Below are 18,739 nucleotides of genomic sequence, written 5' to 3'. Positions count from 1 at the left end.
CTTCAGCTACATCAGCGTTTGCTCGCTGTGTGGGGGCGCATTCTACAGAACGAAAACGCCCCGTCAAGGGAATATTTCCAAAATTTTCAAAAGCTTCATGCATGCCGGCGAAAGTGCTCGGTGATCACTGCCGAAGAACGCCATGCGCATGAATATATCCGCGTATGCGTCCGATCACCCTTCAAATGGCTCGCAAGGCCATTCTTGGCCGCAGGGCGATTGTTCAACAATACGCACGGTTTTATGCGATAAACGGCGTTCCGGAAAAGTGCGAACCCAATGATGGACAATAAAAGAGGCAAGGGACTTTCATTCGTAAGAAGGATCCATGCACCACGGACGATCGGCATGGGCATCGGCCTGCTCGGCGTCTATGCGGGCATGCTGCCTCTTGATCCCCCGACCTGGGTATGGGTTGCCATGTTCATCAATGGCCTGGCCTGGCCGCACATCGCCTATTTCGTCGGGCTGCGCTCGCGCTCACCCTACCAGACAGAACAACGCAGCCTGTTGATCGACTCCCTGACCGGCGGATTCTGGACCGCCGCCATGCATTTCAATCCCCTGCCCAGCATCACCATCCTGTCGATGATGACCATGAACAATGTAGCCGCTGGCGGACAGCGCCTGTTCCTGCGCGGTGCGCTCGCCCAGGTTTGCGGCATGTTGCTGGGCATGGCGCTGCTGGGTCCAGGCCTGCAACTGGTCAGCACGACCCAGCAGGTCTACGCCTGCCTGCCCATGCTTACTCTTTATCCACTGGCCTTGGGCTGGGTCTGCTATCGCCTTGCCATCCAATTGTCGGAGCACAAGCGCAGCCTGAGTGCCTTGAGTCGCACCGACAGCCTGACCGGCCTGCTCAACCATGGGTCCTGGAAAGACCTCCTGCAGCTCAAGTTCCAGAACTGCCAGCAGCAGCGACGCAGCGCGGTGATCGCGATCATCGACATTGACCACTTCAAGCGCATCAATGACAGCTATGGACATGTGGCCGGTGACGCCGTACTGCGCCACCTGAGCAAGGAGCTGAAGATCAGCCTGCGCGAGAACGACCTGGCCGGGCGCTACGGCGGCGACGAATTCTGCGTGATTCTGCCCGATACCACCCTGCCCCAGGCAGGACGCCTCATGGAACACCTGCGCGAACGGGTCGCGGCCTATCGCGACGACGCCCTGCCGGAATTGCGTATCAGCCTCAGCATCGGCCTTGCCCTTTGCCGCAGCGACTTCGACGACCCGGTCGCCTGGCTCAACGAGGCCGACCGGGCGCTCTACAGCGCCAAGAACAACGGTCGCGACCAGGTCAATTTCGCCGATGACAGCGGCGCAACCACAAGAGTCGCCTATCCTGAGTGAAGTTCGCCCGCGAGGCAGGCTCGCGAAGGCAGTGCAACAGGACCGGCACGCTTCATGGACAGTCCCGCCAGCGCTCACTCCCCTTCATCACGTCCCCGCCTGCATACGCGCAAACTGATTACAGGCATCTCGCTGCTGTTCGTCCTCGCCTGCATGATCGCCTTCGGCGCGTTGTTCAACATCGCGCAACAACTGAATGAGAGCGTCGGGCGCAAAAGCGTCTTTTATGTCGACAAGGCCCTCCAGCAGCGCCTTGAGTCCTCGCGCCGCTTTCTTTCCAGCTATGCGGTGTGGAACGCCGCCTACGAACACCTGGACGGCAAGGTCGACGAACAGTGGGCCTATATCGAAAAAAACGTCGGCGAATCGCTGTACACCGCCAGCGGTTACGAAGGTGTCTTCGTCATCGACGACAAGCGCACCAAGTACGGACTGTTCAAGGGGCAACCCAGCGCAGCGCCTATTGCCAGCTATATGGATGTCGCGGTGCAACCCATCGTCGAGGCCGCCCGCGCACTTGCCCCCGAACGCGGGCAAGCGAGCCGCTACGTCCTGTTCAACGGCTGGCCGGCAATACTGACTGCCGCGGCGATCCGCCCGGATGACGACGTGCTGGGCATCGATCCGCAAACCACCTCGGTGATGCTGTTCATCGACCAACTGACCCAGGCCAAGCTGGACAAACTGGCCGATGATGCCGGCCTCACCGGCTTGCACATCGCCAAGGCCAGTAACGAGGCCCCGCAACTGCCTCTCGACGACCTGGGCTATAGCCTGCAATGGACCCCGCCTCGCCCCGGCGACCAGTTGCTCTGGGGCGTATTGCCAGCCCTGCTCGGGGCCATGCTGCTCCTGGGCTTGCTGATGCTCGGGTTGTTCCGCTATGCCCTGCGTGCCTCACGCCAGATCAACGACAACCTCAGCGCCCTGCAAGCCAGCAACCAGGCCCTGGAAGCCAGCGAACAGCGTTTTCGTGCCGTGGCGGAGGCGGCGTCCGACTGGATCTGGGAAACCGACCGACAGCTGCGACTGACCTATCTGTCGCAACGCTTCGTCGACGTCACCGGCTACAAGACCAGGGACTGGCTTGGCCAGCCGCTGAACCTGCTGCTTGGTTGCGACACCACACCTCTCGGCGCCTGGCTCGACGACCTCGACGAAACCACGGGTCAGCAAGCGGCTCACCTGCGCTGCGTCTATCACGATAAGCACAACCTCCTGCGCTTCTGCCGACTGTCGGCACGCCCCATACAGGTCAAAGGCCAGCGTATCGGTTTTCGCGGCACCGCCAGCGATATCACCGACGAAGTCGCCGCCCATGCCCATATCCAGCACCTGTCGATGCACGATGCGCTGACCGGGCTGGCCAATCGCAACAAGCTCTCGCGCTTTCTCGAGCAGGCGCTGGTCAAGGGCGAGCAGGCTGCGCCACTGACCCTGATCCTGCTTGACCTGGACAGTTTCAAGCCGATCAATGATTCCCTTGGCCACGCTGCGGGAGACGCAGTATTGCTGGAGGTCGCGGCACGCCTGCGCGAAACCACCCGCGACGGTGACCTGGTGGCCCGCCTCGGCGGCGACGAGTTCATCCTGGTAATCGCCAACATGAACAACCGCAAGGAAATCGATCGGTTCTGCGCCCGCCTGATCGACAGCCTGCAGCAGCCTGTCGGCTACGAGGATCAAAGCCTGCACGTGGGCGCCAGCCTCGGCATCGCCCAGACCCGCCTGCAGGGCTACGATCCCGGGGAACTGATCCGCTGCGCCGATATCGCGTTGTACCAGGCCAAGGCCGAGGGCAAGAACACCTGGCGCTACTTCTCAGCGGAAATGAACCAGCAGATCCAGCATCGCCGGCAGCTGGAGAACGACTTGCGCCGGGCGGTGAAGAATCATGAGTTCGTCCTGCATTTCCAGCCACGCTATCACCTGCAAAGCCTGGAGATCGTCTCGGTGGAAGCCTTGGTGCGCTGGCAGCACCCGGTGGAAGGCCTGCTGGGCCCGGACACCTTCATCCCCCTTGCCGAGCAGAGCGAGCTGATCGTGCCCCTGGGGCTGTGGGTCCTGCGCAACGCCTGCGAGATCGCCCGCGACTGGCCCGCCCCGCTGCTGGTGTCGGTCAACCTGTCGCCGGCGCAGTTCTCGCGCAGCGATGTGGTCGGCGATGTACGGCGGATCCTTGTGGAAACCGGATTCCCGGCGCAGCGCCTAGAACTGGAGATCACCGAGAATGTCATGCTCAACGATATCGAAGGCGCGCTGGGGACCATGAATGCCCTGAAGGAGTTGGGGGTACGTTTGAACATGGACGACTTCGGTACCGGCTACTCATCCCTGGGTTACCTGCGCACCTATCCCTTCGATAGCATCAAGATCGACAAGCGCTTCGTCGCCGGGCTCAGCAGCGACAGCAACGACCGCGCCGTGGTCCAGGCGATCATCAACCTGGGCAAGGCCATGGGCCTGACCGTGACCGCCGAGGGCGTCGAGACCGAACAGCAATTGCGCGCGCTGGGCATGGAACAGTGTCATGAAGTCCAGGGCTTCTACCTGAGCCGGCCACTGGAACGTGCCGATTTCGAAGCCCTGCTGCACAGCCACCGGAGCAAGGACGGCCAGGCCGGGTAGCGCTCAGCCAAGCCGTCGACGTTGCGCCATGATCTGCGGCAGATCTCGCCTGCGCTGATAAACCCGAAGCGGCTCGCTGATATTCAAGCGATCATCGACATTCTGTTCCAGCAGTACGTCGATCAGCTCGCGGCTCAAGGTCATGAGCTCGCCTTCGCCGCGCTGCCAGACGAATTCGCTGCTGGGCGTGATGCTGTCGTCGGCCACGTCCATGCCGAACGAGTCTTCGCTGAAGCGCACGATGTGCTTGCCGAGCTTGCGGTGGAACCCGACGAAGCCCTTGAGCTGGTCGGCTGCGGCGCAGATGTCCTGGGAAGTGATGTGCATGTCAAACCTCGCTGAAACACCCATGTGGGTGCTGGTCAAAAGGAATTGGCACGCAGGCGAATGGGCAGACCTCTGACGGGAATGCTCGAGTTCCGAAAGATTACTGGAAATTGCCTACCGCTTGGGTGGAATTTTCTTCGTAGTCCCGGATGCTCGCTACACTAGAAATCCTTGTCGACGTTTCGGTGGCCGTTTTTCCGATGACTAATGCAGCACTTTCAGACAGCGCTACCATAGGCAGGATCAACGTGATCCCGGCCATCCTGCAGGTCATCAGTGAGACCACGGGGCTGCGTTTTGCGGCAGTCGCGCGGGTGACCGAAGCGCGCTGGACGGCACTCGCGGTACTCGACACCTTCGGTTTCGGCATTGCCGTGGGTGGCGAACTGGAAGCCTCCACCACCCTGTGCAACGAGATTCGCGCCGGGCAGAAAACCATAGTGATCGACCACGCCAGCCAGGACGAAACCTACCGCGACCACCCCACGCCACGCCTTTACGGCTTCGAGAGCTACATCGCGGTGCCGGTATTGCGCAGCGACGGCAGCTTCTTCGGCACCATCTGCGCCCTGGATCCCCTGCCCCGCTCGCTCAAGGGCAGTGCCATCCAACCCATGATGGAAGCCTTTGCCCGCCTGCTGTCGATCCAGATCGAAAGCGAAGAAAGCGTCCAGCGCACCGAGATCGCCCTGGAAAAAGAGCGGCAGATCGCCGGGCTAAGGGAAAAATTCATTGCCGTGCTCGGCCATGATCTGCGCAATCCGCTGTTCGCCATCACCGCCGGCGCCGAATTGCTGAGCAAGCGCCTTACCGACGAGCGCTCGCGGACCATCGCCGAGCACATCCTCACCTCCGGTCATCGTGCCACGCAACTGGTACGGGACGTTCTTGACTTCGCTCGCGGCCGCCTCGGCGATGGCATTCCCCTGAATATCCAGCCCTGCGCCGATCTGGACCAGGCGCTGCGCCATGTCGCGGGAGAATTGCAGCGGGTGCATCCGGCTCGACTGATCGAACTGGACATCGGCGACCTCTCCGGCATGCACTGCGATCGCGAGCGGATCTGCCAGGTGCTCTCCAACCTGATCGCCAACGCCCTGCAGCACGGCGACGAACAGGGAGTCATCCGGATTTCGGCGAGGATTGCCGACGATGATTTCATCCTCAGCGTGCACAACAGCGGCGAGCCCATCGCCCCGGCCATCATGGCGCAGATGTTCGAACCCTTTTCCCACCCTGCCTCGGATGCGCCGCAGGTTGGCCTTGGCCTGGGTCTCTACATCGCCAAGCAGATCGCTCTGGCCCATGGTGGCTACATGGATGTGCAATCATCTGCCGCGGCCGGCACCCTGTTCAGCCTGCATCTGCCGCTGGTTCGAGCTGCTCGCGCAGCCGGTCGGACAGCCAGCCCATGAACAGGCGCACCCGCGGCGGCAGATAGTGCTGACGCGCATAAAGCCGGCGCATTTCCCGGAGCACTCATTGTTCGGATCAGGCGAACAGTCTTTCCAATAAGCACGGATTTATCAGCACATAACCGACCAATAGACTGGCCTCACTCCCCGCTCCCAAAAAGAGGTAATGCACATGCCCCGCAAGATTGCACTTATCACCGGCGCCAGCCGCGGTCTGGGCAAGAACGCAGCGCAACACCTGGCGGCCCAGGGCTTCGATATCATCGGCACCTGGCACAGCAAGGCCGGCGAAGCGCAGACACTGGCCTCGACCCTGGAGAACTCAGGTGCCCGCGCCGTCATGCTGCAACTGGACGTTGGCGACAGCGCCAGCTTCGAAGCTTTCGCCAATACGCTGAAAGCCACCCTGAGCAAGGACTTCGGCCGCGACCATCTGGACGTGCTGGTGAACAATGCCGGGATTGGCCTGAACGTGCCTTTCGCCGAAACCAGCGAGGCGCAGTTCGACCAGATGCTGAACATCCAGCTCAAGGGTCCGTTCTTCCTCACCCAGCGCCTGTTGCCACTGATCGCCGACAATGGCCGGATCATCAATATTTCCACGGGCCTGACCCGCTTCACCATGCCCGGCCATGCCGCCTACGCGGCGATGAAAGGTGCGATGGAAGTACTGACCCGCTACCAGGCCAAGGAACTGGGGCCACGCGGGATACGCGTGAACATCCTTGCCCCGGGCGCCATCGAGACCGATTTCGGTGGCGGCCTGGTGCGCGACAACCAGCAAGTCAATGCGGGAATCGCCGGCAATACTGCGCTCGGACGGGTCGGGCTGCCGGACGACATAGGCGCGGCCATTGCCCTGCTCGCCAGCGACGGTGCCGGCTGGGTGACCGGTCAGCGCCTCGAGGCCTCCGGCGGCATGTTCCTCTGATCGTCAGCTTCACCCACCTGAACGCTGGCGGTCATGCCGGCGCTCAGGTTGACGCCTTCCGGCACCTTGTCGAGGCTGATGCGTACCGGGATGCGCTGGGCCAGGCGCACCCAGTTGAAGGTTGGCTCGACTTCGGCGAGCAGCTGGCTGTCGGGGTTGGCGTTACGGTCGGTGATGCCGCGGCTGATGCTCTGCACGTGGCCCTGCATCGGCTCGCCGGCACTCATCAACCAGATTTTCACCGGCGCGCCGACCTTGATCCGCGGCAGCTTGGTTTCCTCGAAGTAGGCCTGGACATAAAAGGTCGAATCATCCACCAGGGCCATCACCGACTGTCCTGCATTGACGTAATTGCCCTCGGCCAGGCGCAGGTTGGTGATATGGCCGTTGCGCGGCGCCTTGACTTTGCTGCGCTCCAGGTTGATCTGCGCCAGCTTGGCATCGGCCTGGGCCTGGCGCAGTTCGCCACGGGCCACGGCGGCGCCGATCTGGGCGTTCTCGCGCAGTTCGGCGCTGATGGCCTGGGGCCCGAGGGCGGCACGGCGGGAGGCCTCATGCTCGCGCAAGCGCAACTGTTGCTGACGGGTGTCGGCTACCGCATTGGCCTTGTCCAGCGCGGCTTCGAAACGGTCACTGTCGATCGACATCAGCAGGTCGCCGGCCTTGACCTCCTGGTTGTCCTTCACGTTCAGCTCGCGCACCCAGCCAGATACATCCGGCGCGACGATCACCACGTCGGCGCGGATCTTCGCGTCGCGGGTCCAGGGTGTGAGCATGTAGTACTGCCATAGTCGGGTGCCGGCGAAGATGGCCACGGCCACCAGGCACAGGGTCAAGGCGATACGCACGATGGTACGCATGAACGAACTCCTCAAAGGTACAGCGTGACCAGGGTCAGCACGCAAACGAACAAGGCACTGTCGAACAGCGCCTCGTGCCAGATCCAGCGCTGCAACGGGGTCAGGCGCAGGATGAAGCGCAGCAGCCCGGTAAGCAGCAACGCCAGCACTACATAAAGAAGAAACGGACTGAGCAGCACCCCGCCCAGCGCCCACTCACGCAAGCCCATGCAGATCCTCCAGGCGGCGGCACCAGCGGCCCCAGCTCTTTTGCAGTTGCACAACGGCGCCCACCGCCAGGCGCAGGGCGTCGCTGGCAGGTTGCTCGCGCAGGGCGGCGATAAAGGTTTCGCTGGCGGCATCCAGGCGCTGCTCGCGCCCAGGCCCCGGGCCTCGCGCCAGCACGTCCTGCAACCGCTCCAGGTACTCGCGTTCGGCCGACGCGAGCGGGGCCCGGGCGATCGCCAGGCACATGCGCAAATGCAGCAACTCATCCCCCATATCCAGGCCATGCAGGCCATCGTCCCAGCGGCTGCGCTCATGCTCCGGCAGGGCGTTGTAGTGCCGTGCCAATTGCAGCAGGCGATCGGCCATGCGCCCGCCGAACCAGGTTTCGGCGCCACGCAGGTCGCGCCGGGTCAGGCGTACCAGGTCGCTCTGGGTCGCGGCGCGCAAGCGCCGGCCATGCCAGGCCGGATTGCGCAGCACCAGCAGTTTGAACGCCAGCACCGCCGCACCGACGCCCATCAGCATGGCCTGGGCATTGTTGAGGAAGCTTTCGACACTGAAGGTCATGGTGTTCAGCGGCGAGACCAGCACGATGAAGTGCAGGCAATAGGACGTGGCCGTAGCGCCGATGCGTGGATTGGCCATGCCCAGCGCACCGAAGAACAGCGGCACGCCCATGCCCAGGCACAGCAGGGCAAAACTGCTCCATTGCGGCAAGAGGATCTGCCCGACCAGGAAGGCCACCGGTAGCGCCAGGAGAATCCCGCGCAGAAAACTCATACCGATCTGCGCGCCGTTTTCCCGGCTGGCGAACAGGCTGCAGACCACGCAGGTCAGCACCAGGCCACCGGGCGCCGCGCCCCAGGCCGTGGCCATCCAGAACGTCGCCATCGCCAGGAATGCCAGCGCACTGCGTGAGCCGAAGAGCAGGCCCAGGGGCACATCACGGTGTACCGCAAGGCTATCGGGAAGATCGGCCGGCGCCTGGCCCTGCTCCACCGCATGCAGTGCCTGCGTCGCGGCGACGGCGTTGTCCAGCAACAGGGTCATGCGCGCCAGGCAATAGTGTTCGGCGGCGCTGTCGCGCAGTTCCAGGGCGGCTTGCCAGACCCGCTCGCGTAAGGCTTGCAAGGCCTCGGTGTCGGGATTGGCCAGCGCGGCGCGGATTTCGTCCAGCCAGGGTTGCAGATGCGCCGCCTCGCGGTCGTCCAGTTGTCGCCACTGGCGCCGTACCGAACGGGCGATACGCAGCAGCACCAGGAGCTTCTGGCTCAGCCCGCGGATGGCCCGGGCGCGCTGGCGGCCAAGACTGCCTTCGAACCAGGCGTGTTCACGCTGGGAGTCCACGGCAACGATACGCCCGAGGATCTCCACGAGGCCCTTGCGCCCCTCCTCGTCGCCGCCGAGGGTCGCGCTGGCCGTCTGCAAACCGCTCTGCCAGGCCTGGCGCGCCTGCACCGCCAACTGTCGCTCGACGCGCAAGGGCCAGAGCAACGCACTGGCCAGGGTGGCGCAGACGATACCGAGACTGATCTCGGTGCAACGGGCCACGGCCTGGTCGAATATCTGCAACGGGTGGCTGATCGCCGGGAGCGCAATGATCGCCACGGTATAGCCGGCCAGGACGAAGGAGTAGGCCCAGGCGCTGCGCAGCAGGGTCGAGCAGGCGGTGCACAGGCCCAGCCATAGCGCCAGGCAGATCAGGAACAGCCAGGGAGTCTGGGCGAAAACGGCCATGAACAGCACCGACATGATCGTGCCGACCAGCGTGCCAAGCAGCCGCGCCAGGCCCTTTTGCAGGACCATGCCGGACAGTGGCTGGGCGACGATGAACGCGGTCATCAGCGCCCAGGACGGCTGTTCAAGGCCCCAGCGCAAGGCCAGCCACAACGCCAGGCCGCCACCGAGCAAGGTCTTGATGGCGAACTGCAAAGCCGCTTTGTCGGGGGCGAACAGCGCATGGAGGGTGATGGGCAATGGTGTGAACCTGAAGGTGGTGGAGTTAACGATAGACAGTGGAGCGAAAAAGATCCGAAACACAATTATTAGCTAGCTAACTATCATTAGTCCAGCACCTTTTCCTAGGGCAACAAAAAACCCTGTGGGAGCTGGCTTGCCAGCGATGACTTTGGTGAATTCACCATCGCAATCGCTGGCAAGCCAGCTCCCACAGGGTTCCGTGTCAAAGCGTACTGCTGGAAAAATAACAGGCAAAAAAAATGGGCGACCGAAGTCGCCCTAAATGCCTTGCGTGCTCGTTGTATCGGGAAGGATCAGCGGTCTTTGCGCTTCTGCGAGTCCTTCCAGATGAAAAGTCCGAAACCGGCGAAGAAAACAAACATCAATCCGACCGTGACGACGCCAGCGACAACCACATTATCGAAGAACATGTCGGCCTCCATTTGCCTGTGCCTGTCCGATGGGTGAACAGTAGCGAATGTGCCGGGAGGGAAAATTGACCGAGGTCAATGGCGCCCGGGGCGGGCGCCGGAGGGGGGGTGCAGGCTTGACCTGCATCAAGATTTTCAGCGTTTGCCGGGTTTGCCCTTGGGCTTTTTCTTCGACTTCTTCGCGGTACCGATCGGCATGGCCTGCTCGAAGGCCTTGCGCACTTCGTTCAGGCGCTTGTCATTGAGGTCATGGATGCGGCGGGCGCGCTCGGCGCCGAAATCGATCAGGTTGTCGTCTTGGCTCATGGTCGGGCTCGGAAGGCGGACAGCGGAGCACTCATCATGAAGGCTCGCGCCGATACTGCAAAGACCCGGCTCAGACTTCGATGTCCACCAGCAGCCCCTGGCGGTTCTCGCCGCCCATCAAGGGAGCGACCGGCACGGTATTGTCGGCGTTGAGGTCATCGCCGGGCGTCGGCAGGTAGGGATCATCGCCCTGCTCTTCACCAGGATGTTGCCCGCCGTGCTGGCCCTGGCGACGGCGCTGCTCTTCGCGCAGCAGGAGCGCAGCCTGCTCCGGGTCGCGGTGCTTGAGGTCGATCGCGCCCTCGCTGGAAGCCGGCTGGGTCGGCACCACGGGCTTGATGTCCGGGGTCGGCTTGACCGGGTCCATCTGCTGCGTAATGGGAGCAGCGCTCAGCGGGATCAGTGGTGGCAGCATGGTGTTCGGTCTCCTGTCACCCGTTTTATCGGCTCGATATCCCTATGCTTGAGCCTAGGACCGGCTTCCCCGGTCGATGTTGCAGGCCCCACCGGGCAATCGACGAACGGGACGCGTTGCCGTGTGGCCGGAATCTTTGGTTTGAAAGGCCGCTATCCGTTAAGATAGCCAGCTTTTTCATGGCGGGAGTCAGGCAGTATGGCGCAGCAGTATCAACCGGGACAACGCTGGATCAGCGACAGCGAAGCCGAGCTGGGTCTGGGTACCGTTCTGGCACAGGATGGCCGCTTGTTGACCGTGCTCTACCCGGCCACTGGCGATACCCGCCAGTACTCCCTGCGCAATGCCCCGCTGACCCGGGTGCGCTTTTCTCCCGGTGACCAGATCACCCATTTCGAAGGCTGGAAACTGACCGTACGCGAAGTCGAGACGATCGACGGCGGTCTGCTGGTCTATCACGGCCTCGACGCGCAGAACCAGGCGCGCACCCTGCCGGAAACCCAGCTCTCCAACTTCATCCAGTTCCGCCTGGCCAGCGACCGTCTGTTCGCCGGGCAGATCGACCCGCTGCCATGGTTCTCGCTGCGCTACAACACCCTGGAGCACACCAGCCGCCAGTTGCAGTCGTCTCTGTGGGGCCTCGGCGGCGTGCGCGCCCAGCCGATCGCGCACCAATTGCATATCGCCCGTGAAGTGGCCGACCGCATCGCCCCACGGGTTCTGCTGGCCGACGAAGTGGGCCTGGGCAAGACCATCGAAGCCGGCCTGGTGATCCATCGCCAGTTGCTCTCCGGTCGCGCCAGCCGCGTGCTCATACTGGTCCCGGAAAACCTCCAGCATCAATGGCTGGTGGAAATGCGCCGGCGCTTCAACCTGCAGGTCGCGCTGTTCGATGCCGAGCGCTTCATCGAAAGCGACGCCAGCAACCCGTTCGAAGACGCCCAACTGGCCCTGGTCGCCCTGGAGTGGCTGACCGAGGACGAAAAGGCCCAGGACGCCCTGTTCGCCGCCGGCTGGGATCTGCTGGTGGTCGACGAAGCGCACCACCTGGTCTGGCACGAGGACCAGGTCAGCCCTGAATACGCGCTGGTCGAGCAGCTCGCCGAAGTCATCCCCGGCGTCCTGCTGCTCACCGCCACCCCGGAGCAGCTCGGCCAGGACAGCCATTTCGCCCGCCTGCGCCTGCTCGATCCGAACCGCTTCCACGACCTGGCCGCCTTCCGTGCCGAGAGCGAGCACTATCGCCCGGTGGCCGAAGCCGTCCAGGAACTGCTCGACAACGGCCGGCTGTCGCCGAAGGCCCATGCCACCATCCAGGGCTTCCTGGGTGCCGAAGGCGAAGCCTTGCTGGCTGCCGTCAACGACGGCGACAGCCAAGCCAGCGCGCGCCTGATCCGCGAACTGCTGGACCGCCACGGCACCGGCCGCGTGCTGTTCCGCAACACCCGTGCCGCCGTCCAGGGCTTCCCGCAGCGCCAGTTGCACGCCTATCCCCTGCCCTGCCCGGACCAGTACATGGAACTGCCGGTGGGCGAGCACGCCGACCTGTACCCGGAAGTCAGCTTCCAGGCCCAGGGCGATGGCGACGAAGAAAACCGCTGGTGGCGCTTCGACCCGCGGGTCGACTGGCTGATCGATACCCTGAAGATGCTCAAGCGGGTCAAGGTCCTGGTGATCTGTGCCCACGCCGAAACCGCCATGGACCTGGAAGACGCCCTGCGCGTGCGCTCCGGCATCCCGGCCACGGTGTTCCACGAAGGCATGAGCATCCTCGAGCGCGACCGCGCCGCCGCCTACTTCGCCGACGAGGAATTCGGCGCCCAGGTGCTGATCTGCTCGGAAATCGGCAGTGAAGGACGCAACTTCCAGTTCGCCCATCATCTGGTGCTGTTCGACCTGCCGGCCCACCCCGACCTGCTGGAACAGCGCATCGGTCGTCTCGACCGGATCGGCCAGAAGCACACCATCGAGCTGCACGTACCGCACCTGCAGAACAGCCCGCAGGAGCGCCTGTTCCAGTGGTACCACCAGGCTCTCAACGCCTTCCTCGCCACCTGCCCGACCGGCAACGCCCTGCAGCACCAGTTCGGCCCGCGCCTGCTGCCGCTGCTGGAAGACACCGATGAAAGCCAGTGGGAAGCGCTGATCGCCGAGGCACGTGGCGAGCGCGAGCGTCTCGAAGCCGAGCTGCACAGCGGTCGCGACCGTCTGCTGGAACTCAATTCCGGCGGTGCTGGCGAAGGCCAGGCGCTGGTGGAGGCAATCCTCGAACAGGACGATCAGTTCGCCCTGCCGATCTATATGGAAACCCTGTTCGACGCCTTCGGCATCGACAGCGAGGACCACTCGGACAACGCCTTGATCCTCAAGCCGAGCGAGAAGATGCTCGATGCCAGCTTCCCGCTGGGCGACGACGAAGGCGTGACCATCACCTATGACCGCGACCAGGCCCTGTCCCGCGAGGACATGCAGTTCCTGACCTGGGAGCATCCGATGGTACAAGGCGGCATGGACCTGGTGCTGAGCGGCTCGATGGGCAACACGGCCGTCGCGCTGATCAAGAACAAGGCGCTCAAGCCGGGCACCGTACTGCTGGAACTGCTCTACGTCAGCGAAGTGGTCGCGCCGCGCTCGCTGCAACTGGGCCGCTACCTGCCGCCTGCAGCGCTGCGCTGCCTGCTGGACGCCAATGGCAACGACCTGGCGCCACGGGTGTCCTTCGAGACCATCACCGACCAGTTGGAAAGCGTGCCCAAGGCCAGCGCCAACAAGTTCATCCAGGCCCAGCGTGACGTGCTGGCGCCAAGGATCAACGCCGGCGAAGCCAAGGTCCTGCCGCGTCACAACGAACGCGTGGCCGAGGCGCAACGCCGCCTGGCGGCGGAAACCGATGAGGAGCTGGCACGCCTGACGGCCCTGCAAGCGGTGAACCCGACGGTGCGAGACAGCGAGATCGTAGCGCTGCGCAAGCTGCGCGAGGATGGCTTGGCGATGCTGGAAAAGGCCGCTCTGCGGCTCGAGGCGATTCGGGTGCTGGTCGCTGGCTGAGTCTGTGTCCGGGACGGCCTCATCGCTGGCAACGCCAGCTCCCACAGGTATAGCGTGCACCGCTGAACCTTGTGGGAGCCGGCGTTGCCGGCGATGAGGCCGGCACTGACACCCGGCTTAAAGAGCCTCGGCGGCCTTGCCCGCCTGCGCAGCCCCCTCCTCCACCATCCCGTCCTTCATCTTCTGCGCATCCCGGGCAAAGGTGCGCGTCGCGAACAGCAGGAATACCAGGGTCGCCGCCAGGGCAAACGGAATCAGCCCCATGGCGTTATGCAGGCCCACCGCCTTGAATGCCTCGGTCATGTCGACCGCACCCGCTTCCAGCATCGCCACCTGGGCGTAATGATCCGACAGGGTCCCGACCACCAGTGGCCCAAGCCCCCCACCCAACAGGTACAAGCCGGCAAAGAACAACGCCATCGCCGTCGCTCGCAGGCGCGGCTGCACCACATCCTGGATCGCGGTGTAGACGCAGGTGTAGAAGTTATAGGCAAACAGCCAGCCAATACCGAACAGGGCAATGAACACGCCGATCTCCACCCGTCCCAGATACAGCGCCGTTCCGGTCCCGACGGTCGCCACCAGCATGCTGAAGGCCCCGAACAGCAGGCGCCCGCCCGGCAGGCGCTGATGGATCTTGTCCGCGACCCACCCGCCCAGGGTCAGTCCGACCAGGCCGGTCACGCCGACTATCACCCCGGTCGCCACCGCCGCGTTCTGCAATGACAGGGAAAAGTAGCGTTGCAGCATCGGCACCATGAACGAGTTGCAGGCGTAGGTGGCGAAGTTGTAGGCCAGGCCCGCGAGCACCAGCCAGCCGAAGGTCGGGATGCTCAGCACCCGGCGCAACGGCCGGTCCAGCGGAGCCTGGGAGGATGCCACCGCTTCCGCCGCGCCGCGTGCCGGCTCGCGGATCATGAACATGAACACCGCCAGCAGCAGCCCTGGCACCGCCGCGATGAAGAACGGCGCACGCCAACTGCCGAAATACTGGACCATCGCGCCGATGGTGAAGAACGCCAGCAACAGCCCCAGCGGCAGACCGAGCATGAAGATGCCCATGGCCCGGGCGCGTCGTTCGGCCGGGAACAGGTCACCGATCAGCGAATTGGCCGCCGGCGCATAGCTGGCCTCGCCGATCCCGACGCCCATGCGCACCAACAGGAAGCTCCAGAAGCTGCCGACCATGCCATTGACTGCCGTCAGCCCGCTCCATACGGTCAGGCCCCAGCCCATCACCTTGCTGCGCGAACCGGTGTCGGCCAGACGTCCCAGGGGCAGGCCGGCAATCGCATAGACCAGGGTGAAGGCCGTGCCGATCAGGCCGATCTGCATGTCGCTGAGATGCCACTCCAGGCGGATCGGCTCGATCACGATGGCGGGAATGGTGCGGTCGAAGAAATTGAACAGGTTGGCCAGGAACAGCAGGAACAGAATGCGCCAGGCATTCGCCGCTTGAGTGGGGCTGTGCATCGGTCGATCCCTCTTTATTGTTGTCGGCGCGTACCGCACGCCGGACAAAATCTAGAGGGCCATTCCCGGTCTGTCTGCGATCATCCACGAGATTGATGGCAGGTAATTGTAACCATTTGCACCGTTATAACCCGTCGCGATAAAAACACCCTTCGATTCAGTGAAATCAATCTGCCATCCAAGCGGATAGCGCACCATACTCAAAACCAAAAGAGTCTCCAGGCGGTTTGGGGACGAGTGCAAACTCGGCTGAACTGAGAGGCGCGCTAATGGAATGGCTGCATATCATGCTCGCCGAGCATCCGGCGGGGCATTTTGCTCTGGCGGCGCGACACGACCCTTGGCTGATCCTCCTCGCCTACCTGGTGATGTGCGCCGGCAGCTTCGCCACCCTCGACATCATCGAACGCATCGGCGACGCCGAACAGGCCAGCGCCCGACGACGCTGGAAACTGCTGGGCGCCTGCTGCCTGGCCTGCAGCGTGTGGGCCATGCACTACATCGGCATGCTGGCCTTCGAGACTTCGCTGGAAGTCCATTACGACATGTTCCTCACCAGCGTGTCGCTGCTGATCATGCTGTTCGCTGCCCTCGGCGCCATGAGCTTCCTCGGCCAGAGCCAACCGAGCAACCGCCACTACACCCTGGCCGCGCTGTGCATCGCCTCGGGGGTGGCGATCATGCATTACACCGGCATGGCGGCCATGCGTTCCCGGGCCGTGCAACTCTACGATCCGACCTTGGTGCTGGGCTCGGTGGTAGTGGGGCTGCTCGCCGCGCTGCTGTCGATGATGATGGCCCGTCAGCTGCGCCAGGGAAACGTAGCGCGCCCGCAACTGTTCAAGTACAGCGCCGCGCTGATCATGGCGGCCGGCATCATCGCCACCCACTACGCCGGCATGCACGCATTGACCCTGGTGCTTCCCGACGGCGCCGCGCCGCAGATCGTGGTCACCGACAACAGCTTGCAACTGAGCCTGACCATCGCCGTGATCACCCTGCTGATCAGCGGCAGTTGCATCAGCGCCGCGCTCTCGGACAAGAAGCTGCAAAGCAAGGAACAGGACCTGCGCCGGGTCAACACCCTGCTCAGCCAGCTCGACCAGGCCCGGGTGTCGCTGCAACAGGCAGCGCACTACGATGCCCTGACCAACCTGGTCAACCGCCGCGGCTTCAACCAGATCTTCGCCGAGCGCCTGGCCGAGCGCACCCAGCAGGGTGGCATGCTCGGAGTGATGTTCCTCGATATCGATCACTTCAAGCGCATCAACGACAGCCTCGGACATGACGCCGGCGACCAGTTGCTCAAGGCCATCGCCCATTTGATCAGCGCCGCCACCCGGACCCAGGACGTAGTCGCCCGCCTTGGCGGCGACGAGTTCTGCATTCTTTTCAGCCTGAACAGCCCCGAAGAGGCGCGCGGCCTGGCCCAGCGCATCCTGAACAAGGTCCGCGAGCCCATCGACCTGGCGGGGCGACGCATGGTCATGACCACCAGTATCGGCATCAGCCTTTACCCCACCGATGGCAACACCTGCGATGAACTGCTCAAGCACGCCGACCTGGCGCTCTACCAGTCCAAGGGCGGCGGGCGCAACAAGGCGAATTTCTTCAGCGACAACCTCAAGACCCGCGCCACCCTGGAACTGCAACTGGAAGAAGAATTGCGCATCGCCTTGCAGGAAGACCATGGCCTGCGCTTGCACTACCAGCCGATCTACGAGTTGGCCAGCGGCAAGGTCAGCAAGCTCGAGGCGTTGATCCGCTGGCAGCACCCGCAACACGGCCTGCTCAGCCCCGACCGCTTTATCGGCATCGCCGAAACCAACGGGCTGATCGCCGACCTCGATCTCTGGGTGCTGCGTCGCGCCTGCCAGGACCTGGCCCAACTGAGCCAGCACGGCTTCGACGAATTGAAGGTGACAGTGAACTGCTCGGCCCTGACCCTGGGCCGTGACGAGCTGGCCAGGGAAGTCGAAGACGCGCTGCACAACGCCGGCCTGCCGGCCTGGCGCCTTGAGCTGGAAGTCACGGAAAACGCCCTGATGGCCAATATCCACAGCACCATCGAGTTGCTGCGGCGTATCCGCCAGCAGGGCGTGTCACTGTCGATCGATGACTTCGGCACCGGCTATTCGTCCCTGGCCTATCTCAAGCGCCTGCCCCTGGATACCCTGAAGATCGACCGCTCGTTCATCCAGGACGTGCCGCATTCCCGGGCAGACAACAATATCGTCCAGGCGATCATGGTGATGGCCCACACCCTGCACCTGAAGGTAATCACCGAGGGCGTGGAAACCGAGGAACAATACAGCTTCCTGCGGCGCCTGGGCTGCGACGCCATCCAGGGTTACCTGTTGAGCCGGCCGGTACCGCTGGAGAACCTGCACGCGGTGCTCGACAGCCTCAACCATCGCGAAGAGCGCCTTACGGCGTGCTGCGATACAGATCGATCAGCGTCGCCGGATCTTTTTCCAGATAGCCCTGACTGCCATGCAAGCGCATCAACTGCGCAGCCAGGCCGCTGACCGGCGTCGCCACACCCTGTTCGCGGGAAAACTTCACGGCGCTATCGAGATCCTTGAGCAACGTCCGCACATGCCATTTCACCGGCTCGAAGCGGCTTTCGGCCATTTGCGGGGCGAGGATCTGCAAAGGTTTGGAATCAGCGAAACCGCCGGCCAGGGCGTCGGCGATCAGGCCGGCGTCCACTCCCGACTTTTCCGCCAGGGCCACCACTTCGGCGATCACCAATGCATTGCAGGCGACGATCATCTGGTTGCAGGCCTTGGTGACCTGGCCCGCGCCCACGCCCCCCATATGGGTAACCCGCTGGCCCAGTGACAGGAGTGCCGGACGTACCCGCTCAAGATCGCTCGCGTCGCCTCCCACCATGATCGCCAGGGTGCCGGCTTGCGCGCCAGGCGTACCACCGGACACCGGGGTATCGAGCCAGCCCATGCCGGTCGCGGCCTTGAGTTGCGCGGCCATTTCCCGGGTGGCGGAAGGTTCCAGGCTGGAGAAGTCCACCAGCAATTGCCCGGGCCGGGCCTTGCCGGCAATGCCATCCGGGCCGAACACCACCTCGCGCACCACCGCAGTGTCGGCCAGGCACAGCATCACCACGTCGGCAGCCTCGCAGAGTTCGCCGGGCGCCTGCACCTGACGTGCGCCGGCAGCCACCAGGGGCGCGCATTTGTCCGGCGAACGGTTCCATACCGTCAGCTTGTGGCCCGCCGCCAGCAAGCGGCGACACATGGGCAACCCCATCAGGCCGATACCGGCAAAACCCAGGGACAAAGGCAATGAATTGCTCATCTACAGCTCCAGACAGTTAAAGAAGTTGACGGGTCGGACGATTCAGAAAAAGGCGCGACAGGAAA

At 63.6% G+C, this 18,739-nt stretch carries 15 protein-coding genes; 6 read left to right on the top strand and 9 right to left on the bottom strand.

Annotated elements, in window-relative coordinates; all coding sequences use genetic code 11:
* The first annotated feature begins 282 nt into the window (after positions 1 to 282).
* A complete protein-coding gene (locus tag ACKLLE_RS21540) occupies positions 283 to 1,356 on the top strand; it encodes a diguanylate cyclase (protein ID WP_420059031.1) in 1,074 nt (357 codons plus the stop codon).
* Positions 1,357 to 1,410: 54 nt separating this feature from the next.
* Complete coding sequence (locus ACKLLE_RS21535) at positions 1,411 to 3,984, top strand: bifunctional diguanylate cyclase/phosphodiesterase (protein ID WP_420059030.1); 2,574 nt, start codon at positions 1,411 to 1,413, stop codon at positions 3,982 to 3,984.
* 3 nt (positions 3,985 to 3,987) lie between these two features.
* Here ACKLLE_RS21535 and ACKLLE_RS21530 read toward each other — a convergent pair whose 3' ends face one another.
* On the bottom strand, positions 3,988 to 4,311 hold the full coding sequence (locus ACKLLE_RS21530) for a DUF2025 family protein (protein ID WP_009408346.1): 324 nt from the start codon (positions 4,309 to 4,311) through the stop codon (positions 3,988 to 3,990).
* 200 nt (positions 4,312 to 4,511) lie between these two features.
* On the opposite strand from ACKLLE_RS21530, the gene ACKLLE_RS21525 reads away from it, so the two are divergent.
* Positions 4,512 to 5,726: a GAF domain-containing sensor histidine kinase gene (locus tag ACKLLE_RS21525; protein ID WP_420059029.1), complete on the top strand. Its 1,215-nt coding sequence runs from the start codon at positions 4,512 to 4,514 to the stop codon at positions 5,724 to 5,726.
* Between the two features lie 172 nt (positions 5,727 to 5,898).
* Complete coding sequence (locus tag ACKLLE_RS21520) at positions 5,899 to 6,657, top strand: SDR family NAD(P)-dependent oxidoreductase (RefSeq protein WP_064303741.1); 759 nt, start codon at positions 5,899 to 5,901, stop codon at positions 6,655 to 6,657.
* On the opposite strand, the gene ACKLLE_RS21515 is transcribed toward ACKLLE_RS21520, so the two are convergent.
* The 6 genes from ACKLLE_RS21515 to ACKLLE_RS21490 all read right to left on the bottom strand — a co-directional run bounded on the left by ACKLLE_RS21515 (position 6,621) and on the right by ACKLLE_RS21490 (position 10,835).
* On the bottom strand, positions 6,621 to 7,517 hold the full coding sequence (locus ACKLLE_RS21515) for an efflux RND transporter periplasmic adaptor subunit (protein ID WP_064303740.1): 897 nt from the start codon (positions 7,515 to 7,517) through the stop codon (positions 6,621 to 6,623). The two genes, ACKLLE_RS21520 and ACKLLE_RS21515, sit on opposite strands and share 37 nt — an antisense overlap.
* Positions 7,518 to 7,528: 11 nt before the next feature.
* Complete coding sequence (locus ACKLLE_RS21510) at positions 7,529 to 7,726, bottom strand: DUF1656 domain-containing protein (protein WP_420059028.1); 198 nt, start codon at positions 7,724 to 7,726, stop codon at positions 7,529 to 7,531.
* Positions 7,713 to 9,701 carry an FUSC family protein gene (locus ACKLLE_RS21505; protein ID WP_420059027.1) on the bottom strand — a complete coding sequence of 663 codons (1,989 nt, stop codon included), beginning with the start codon at positions 9,699 to 9,701 and terminating at the stop codon, positions 7,713 to 7,715. Before ACKLLE_RS21505 ends, ACKLLE_RS21510 begins: the two co-directional genes overlap by 14 nt.
* 296 nt (positions 9,702 to 9,997) lie before the next feature.
* Positions 9,998 to 10,114 carry a cytochrome c oxidase subunit CcoM gene (gene ccoM / locus ACKLLE_RS21500; RefSeq protein WP_042122864.1) on the bottom strand — a complete coding sequence of 39 codons (117 nt, stop codon included), beginning with the start codon at positions 10,112 to 10,114 and terminating at the stop codon, positions 9,998 to 10,000.
* A 135-nt stretch (positions 10,115 to 10,249) separates the two neighbouring features.
* Positions 10,250 to 10,420, bottom strand: coding sequence for a hypothetical protein (locus ACKLLE_RS21495; protein WP_009408356.1), 171 nt, complete (start codon positions 10,418 to 10,420; stop codon positions 10,250 to 10,252).
* A 70-nt stretch (positions 10,421 to 10,490) separates the two neighbouring features.
* Complete coding sequence (locus ACKLLE_RS21490) at positions 10,491 to 10,835, bottom strand: aspartate-semialdehyde dehydrogenase (RefSeq protein WP_420059026.1); 345 nt, start codon at positions 10,833 to 10,835, stop codon at positions 10,491 to 10,493.
* A gap of 198 nt (positions 10,836 to 11,033) precedes the next feature.
* On the opposite strand from ACKLLE_RS21490, the gene rapA reads away from it, so the two are divergent.
* Positions 11,034 to 13,883, top strand: a complete 2,850-nt coding sequence (rapA, locus tag ACKLLE_RS21485) for an RNA polymerase-associated protein RapA (RefSeq protein WP_420059025.1) — start codon at positions 11,034 to 11,036, stop codon at positions 13,881 to 13,883.
* Between the two features lie 117 nt (positions 13,884 to 14,000).
* Here the strand turns inward: rapA and ACKLLE_RS21480 are convergent, their stop codons facing one another.
* On the bottom strand, positions 14,001 to 15,356 hold the full coding sequence (locus ACKLLE_RS21480) for a spinster family MFS transporter (RefSeq protein ID WP_420059024.1): 1,356 nt from the start codon (positions 15,354 to 15,356) through the stop codon (positions 14,001 to 14,003).
* Positions 15,357 to 15,625: 269 nt separating this feature from the next.
* Between ACKLLE_RS21480 and ACKLLE_RS21475 the strand changes: the two genes are divergently transcribed.
* Entirely contained in the window at positions 15,626 to 17,884 is a 2,259-nt protein-coding gene (locus tag ACKLLE_RS21475; RefSeq protein ID WP_420059023.1) for a putative bifunctional diguanylate cyclase/phosphodiesterase, read from the top strand.
* Here the strand turns inward: ACKLLE_RS21475 and ACKLLE_RS21470 are convergent.
* Positions 17,784 to 18,674, bottom strand: coding sequence for an NAD(P)-dependent oxidoreductase (locus tag ACKLLE_RS21470; protein ID WP_420059022.1), 891 nt, complete (start codon positions 18,672 to 18,674; stop codon positions 17,784 to 17,786). The two genes, ACKLLE_RS21475 and ACKLLE_RS21470, sit on opposite strands and share 101 nt — an antisense overlap.
* Positions 18,675 to 18,739: the final 65 nt, after the last annotated feature.

Source organism: Pseudomonas bharatica (assembly GCF_048586865.1).
GTDB classification, from domain to species: Bacteria; Pseudomonadota; Gammaproteobacteria; order Pseudomonadales; family Pseudomonadaceae; genus Aquipseudomonas; species Aquipseudomonas bharatica.
Note: the sequence above shows the minus strand (reverse complement) of the source record. Positions and strands in the feature narration are given on the sequence as shown.

Excerpts from the sequence above, each read along its gene's own strand:
- ACKLLE_RS21490 (WP_420059026.1), bottom strand. The coding sequence starts at position 10,835 with ATGCTGCCACCACTGATCCCGCTGAGCGCTGCTCCCATTACGCAGCAG.
- ccoM (WP_042122864.1), bottom strand. The coding sequence starts at position 10,114 with ATGTTCTTCGATAATGTGGTTGTCGCTGGCGTCGTCACGGTCGGATTG.
- ACKLLE_RS21510 (WP_420059028.1), bottom strand. The coding sequence starts at position 7,726 with ATGGGCTTGCGTGAGTGGGCGCTGGGCGGGGTGCTGCTCAGTCCGTTT.
- ACKLLE_RS21515 (WP_064303740.1), bottom strand. The coding sequence starts at position 7,517 with ATGCGTACCATCGTGCGTATCGCCTTGACCCTGTGCCTGGTGGCCGTG.
- ACKLLE_RS21495 (WP_009408356.1), bottom strand. The coding sequence starts at position 10,420 with ATGAGCCAAGACGACAACCTGATCGATTTCGGCGCCGAGCGCGCCCGC.
- ACKLLE_RS21530 (WP_009408346.1), bottom strand. The coding sequence starts at position 4,311 with ATGCACATCACTTCCCAGGACATCTGCGCCGCAGCCGACCAGCTCAAG.
- ACKLLE_RS21520 (WP_064303741.1), top strand. The coding sequence starts at position 5,899 with ATGCCCCGCAAGATTGCACTTATCACCGGCGCCAGCCGCGGTCTGGGC.
- ACKLLE_RS21470 (WP_420059022.1), bottom strand. The coding sequence starts at position 18,674 with ATGAGCAATTCATTGCCTTTGTCCCTGGGTTTTGCCGGTATCGGCCTG.
- rapA (WP_420059025.1), top strand. The coding sequence starts at position 11,034 with ATGGCGCAGCAGTATCAACCGGGACAACGCTGGATCAGCGACAGCGAA.
- ACKLLE_RS21525 (WP_420059029.1), top strand. The coding sequence starts at position 4,512 with ATGACTAATGCAGCACTTTCAGACAGCGCTACCATAGGCAGGATCAAC.
- ACKLLE_RS21535 (WP_420059030.1), top strand. The coding sequence starts at position 1,411 with ATGGACAGTCCCGCCAGCGCTCACTCCCCTTCATCACGTCCCCGCCTG.
- ACKLLE_RS21480 (WP_420059024.1), bottom strand. The coding sequence starts at position 15,356 with ATGCACAGCCCCACTCAAGCGGCGAATGCCTGGCGCATTCTGTTCCTG.
- ACKLLE_RS21475 (WP_420059023.1), top strand. The coding sequence starts at position 15,626 with ATGGAATGGCTGCATATCATGCTCGCCGAGCATCCGGCGGGGCATTTT.
- ACKLLE_RS21540 (WP_420059031.1), top strand. The coding sequence starts at position 283 with ATGGACAATAAAAGAGGCAAGGGACTTTCATTCGTAAGAAGGATCCAT.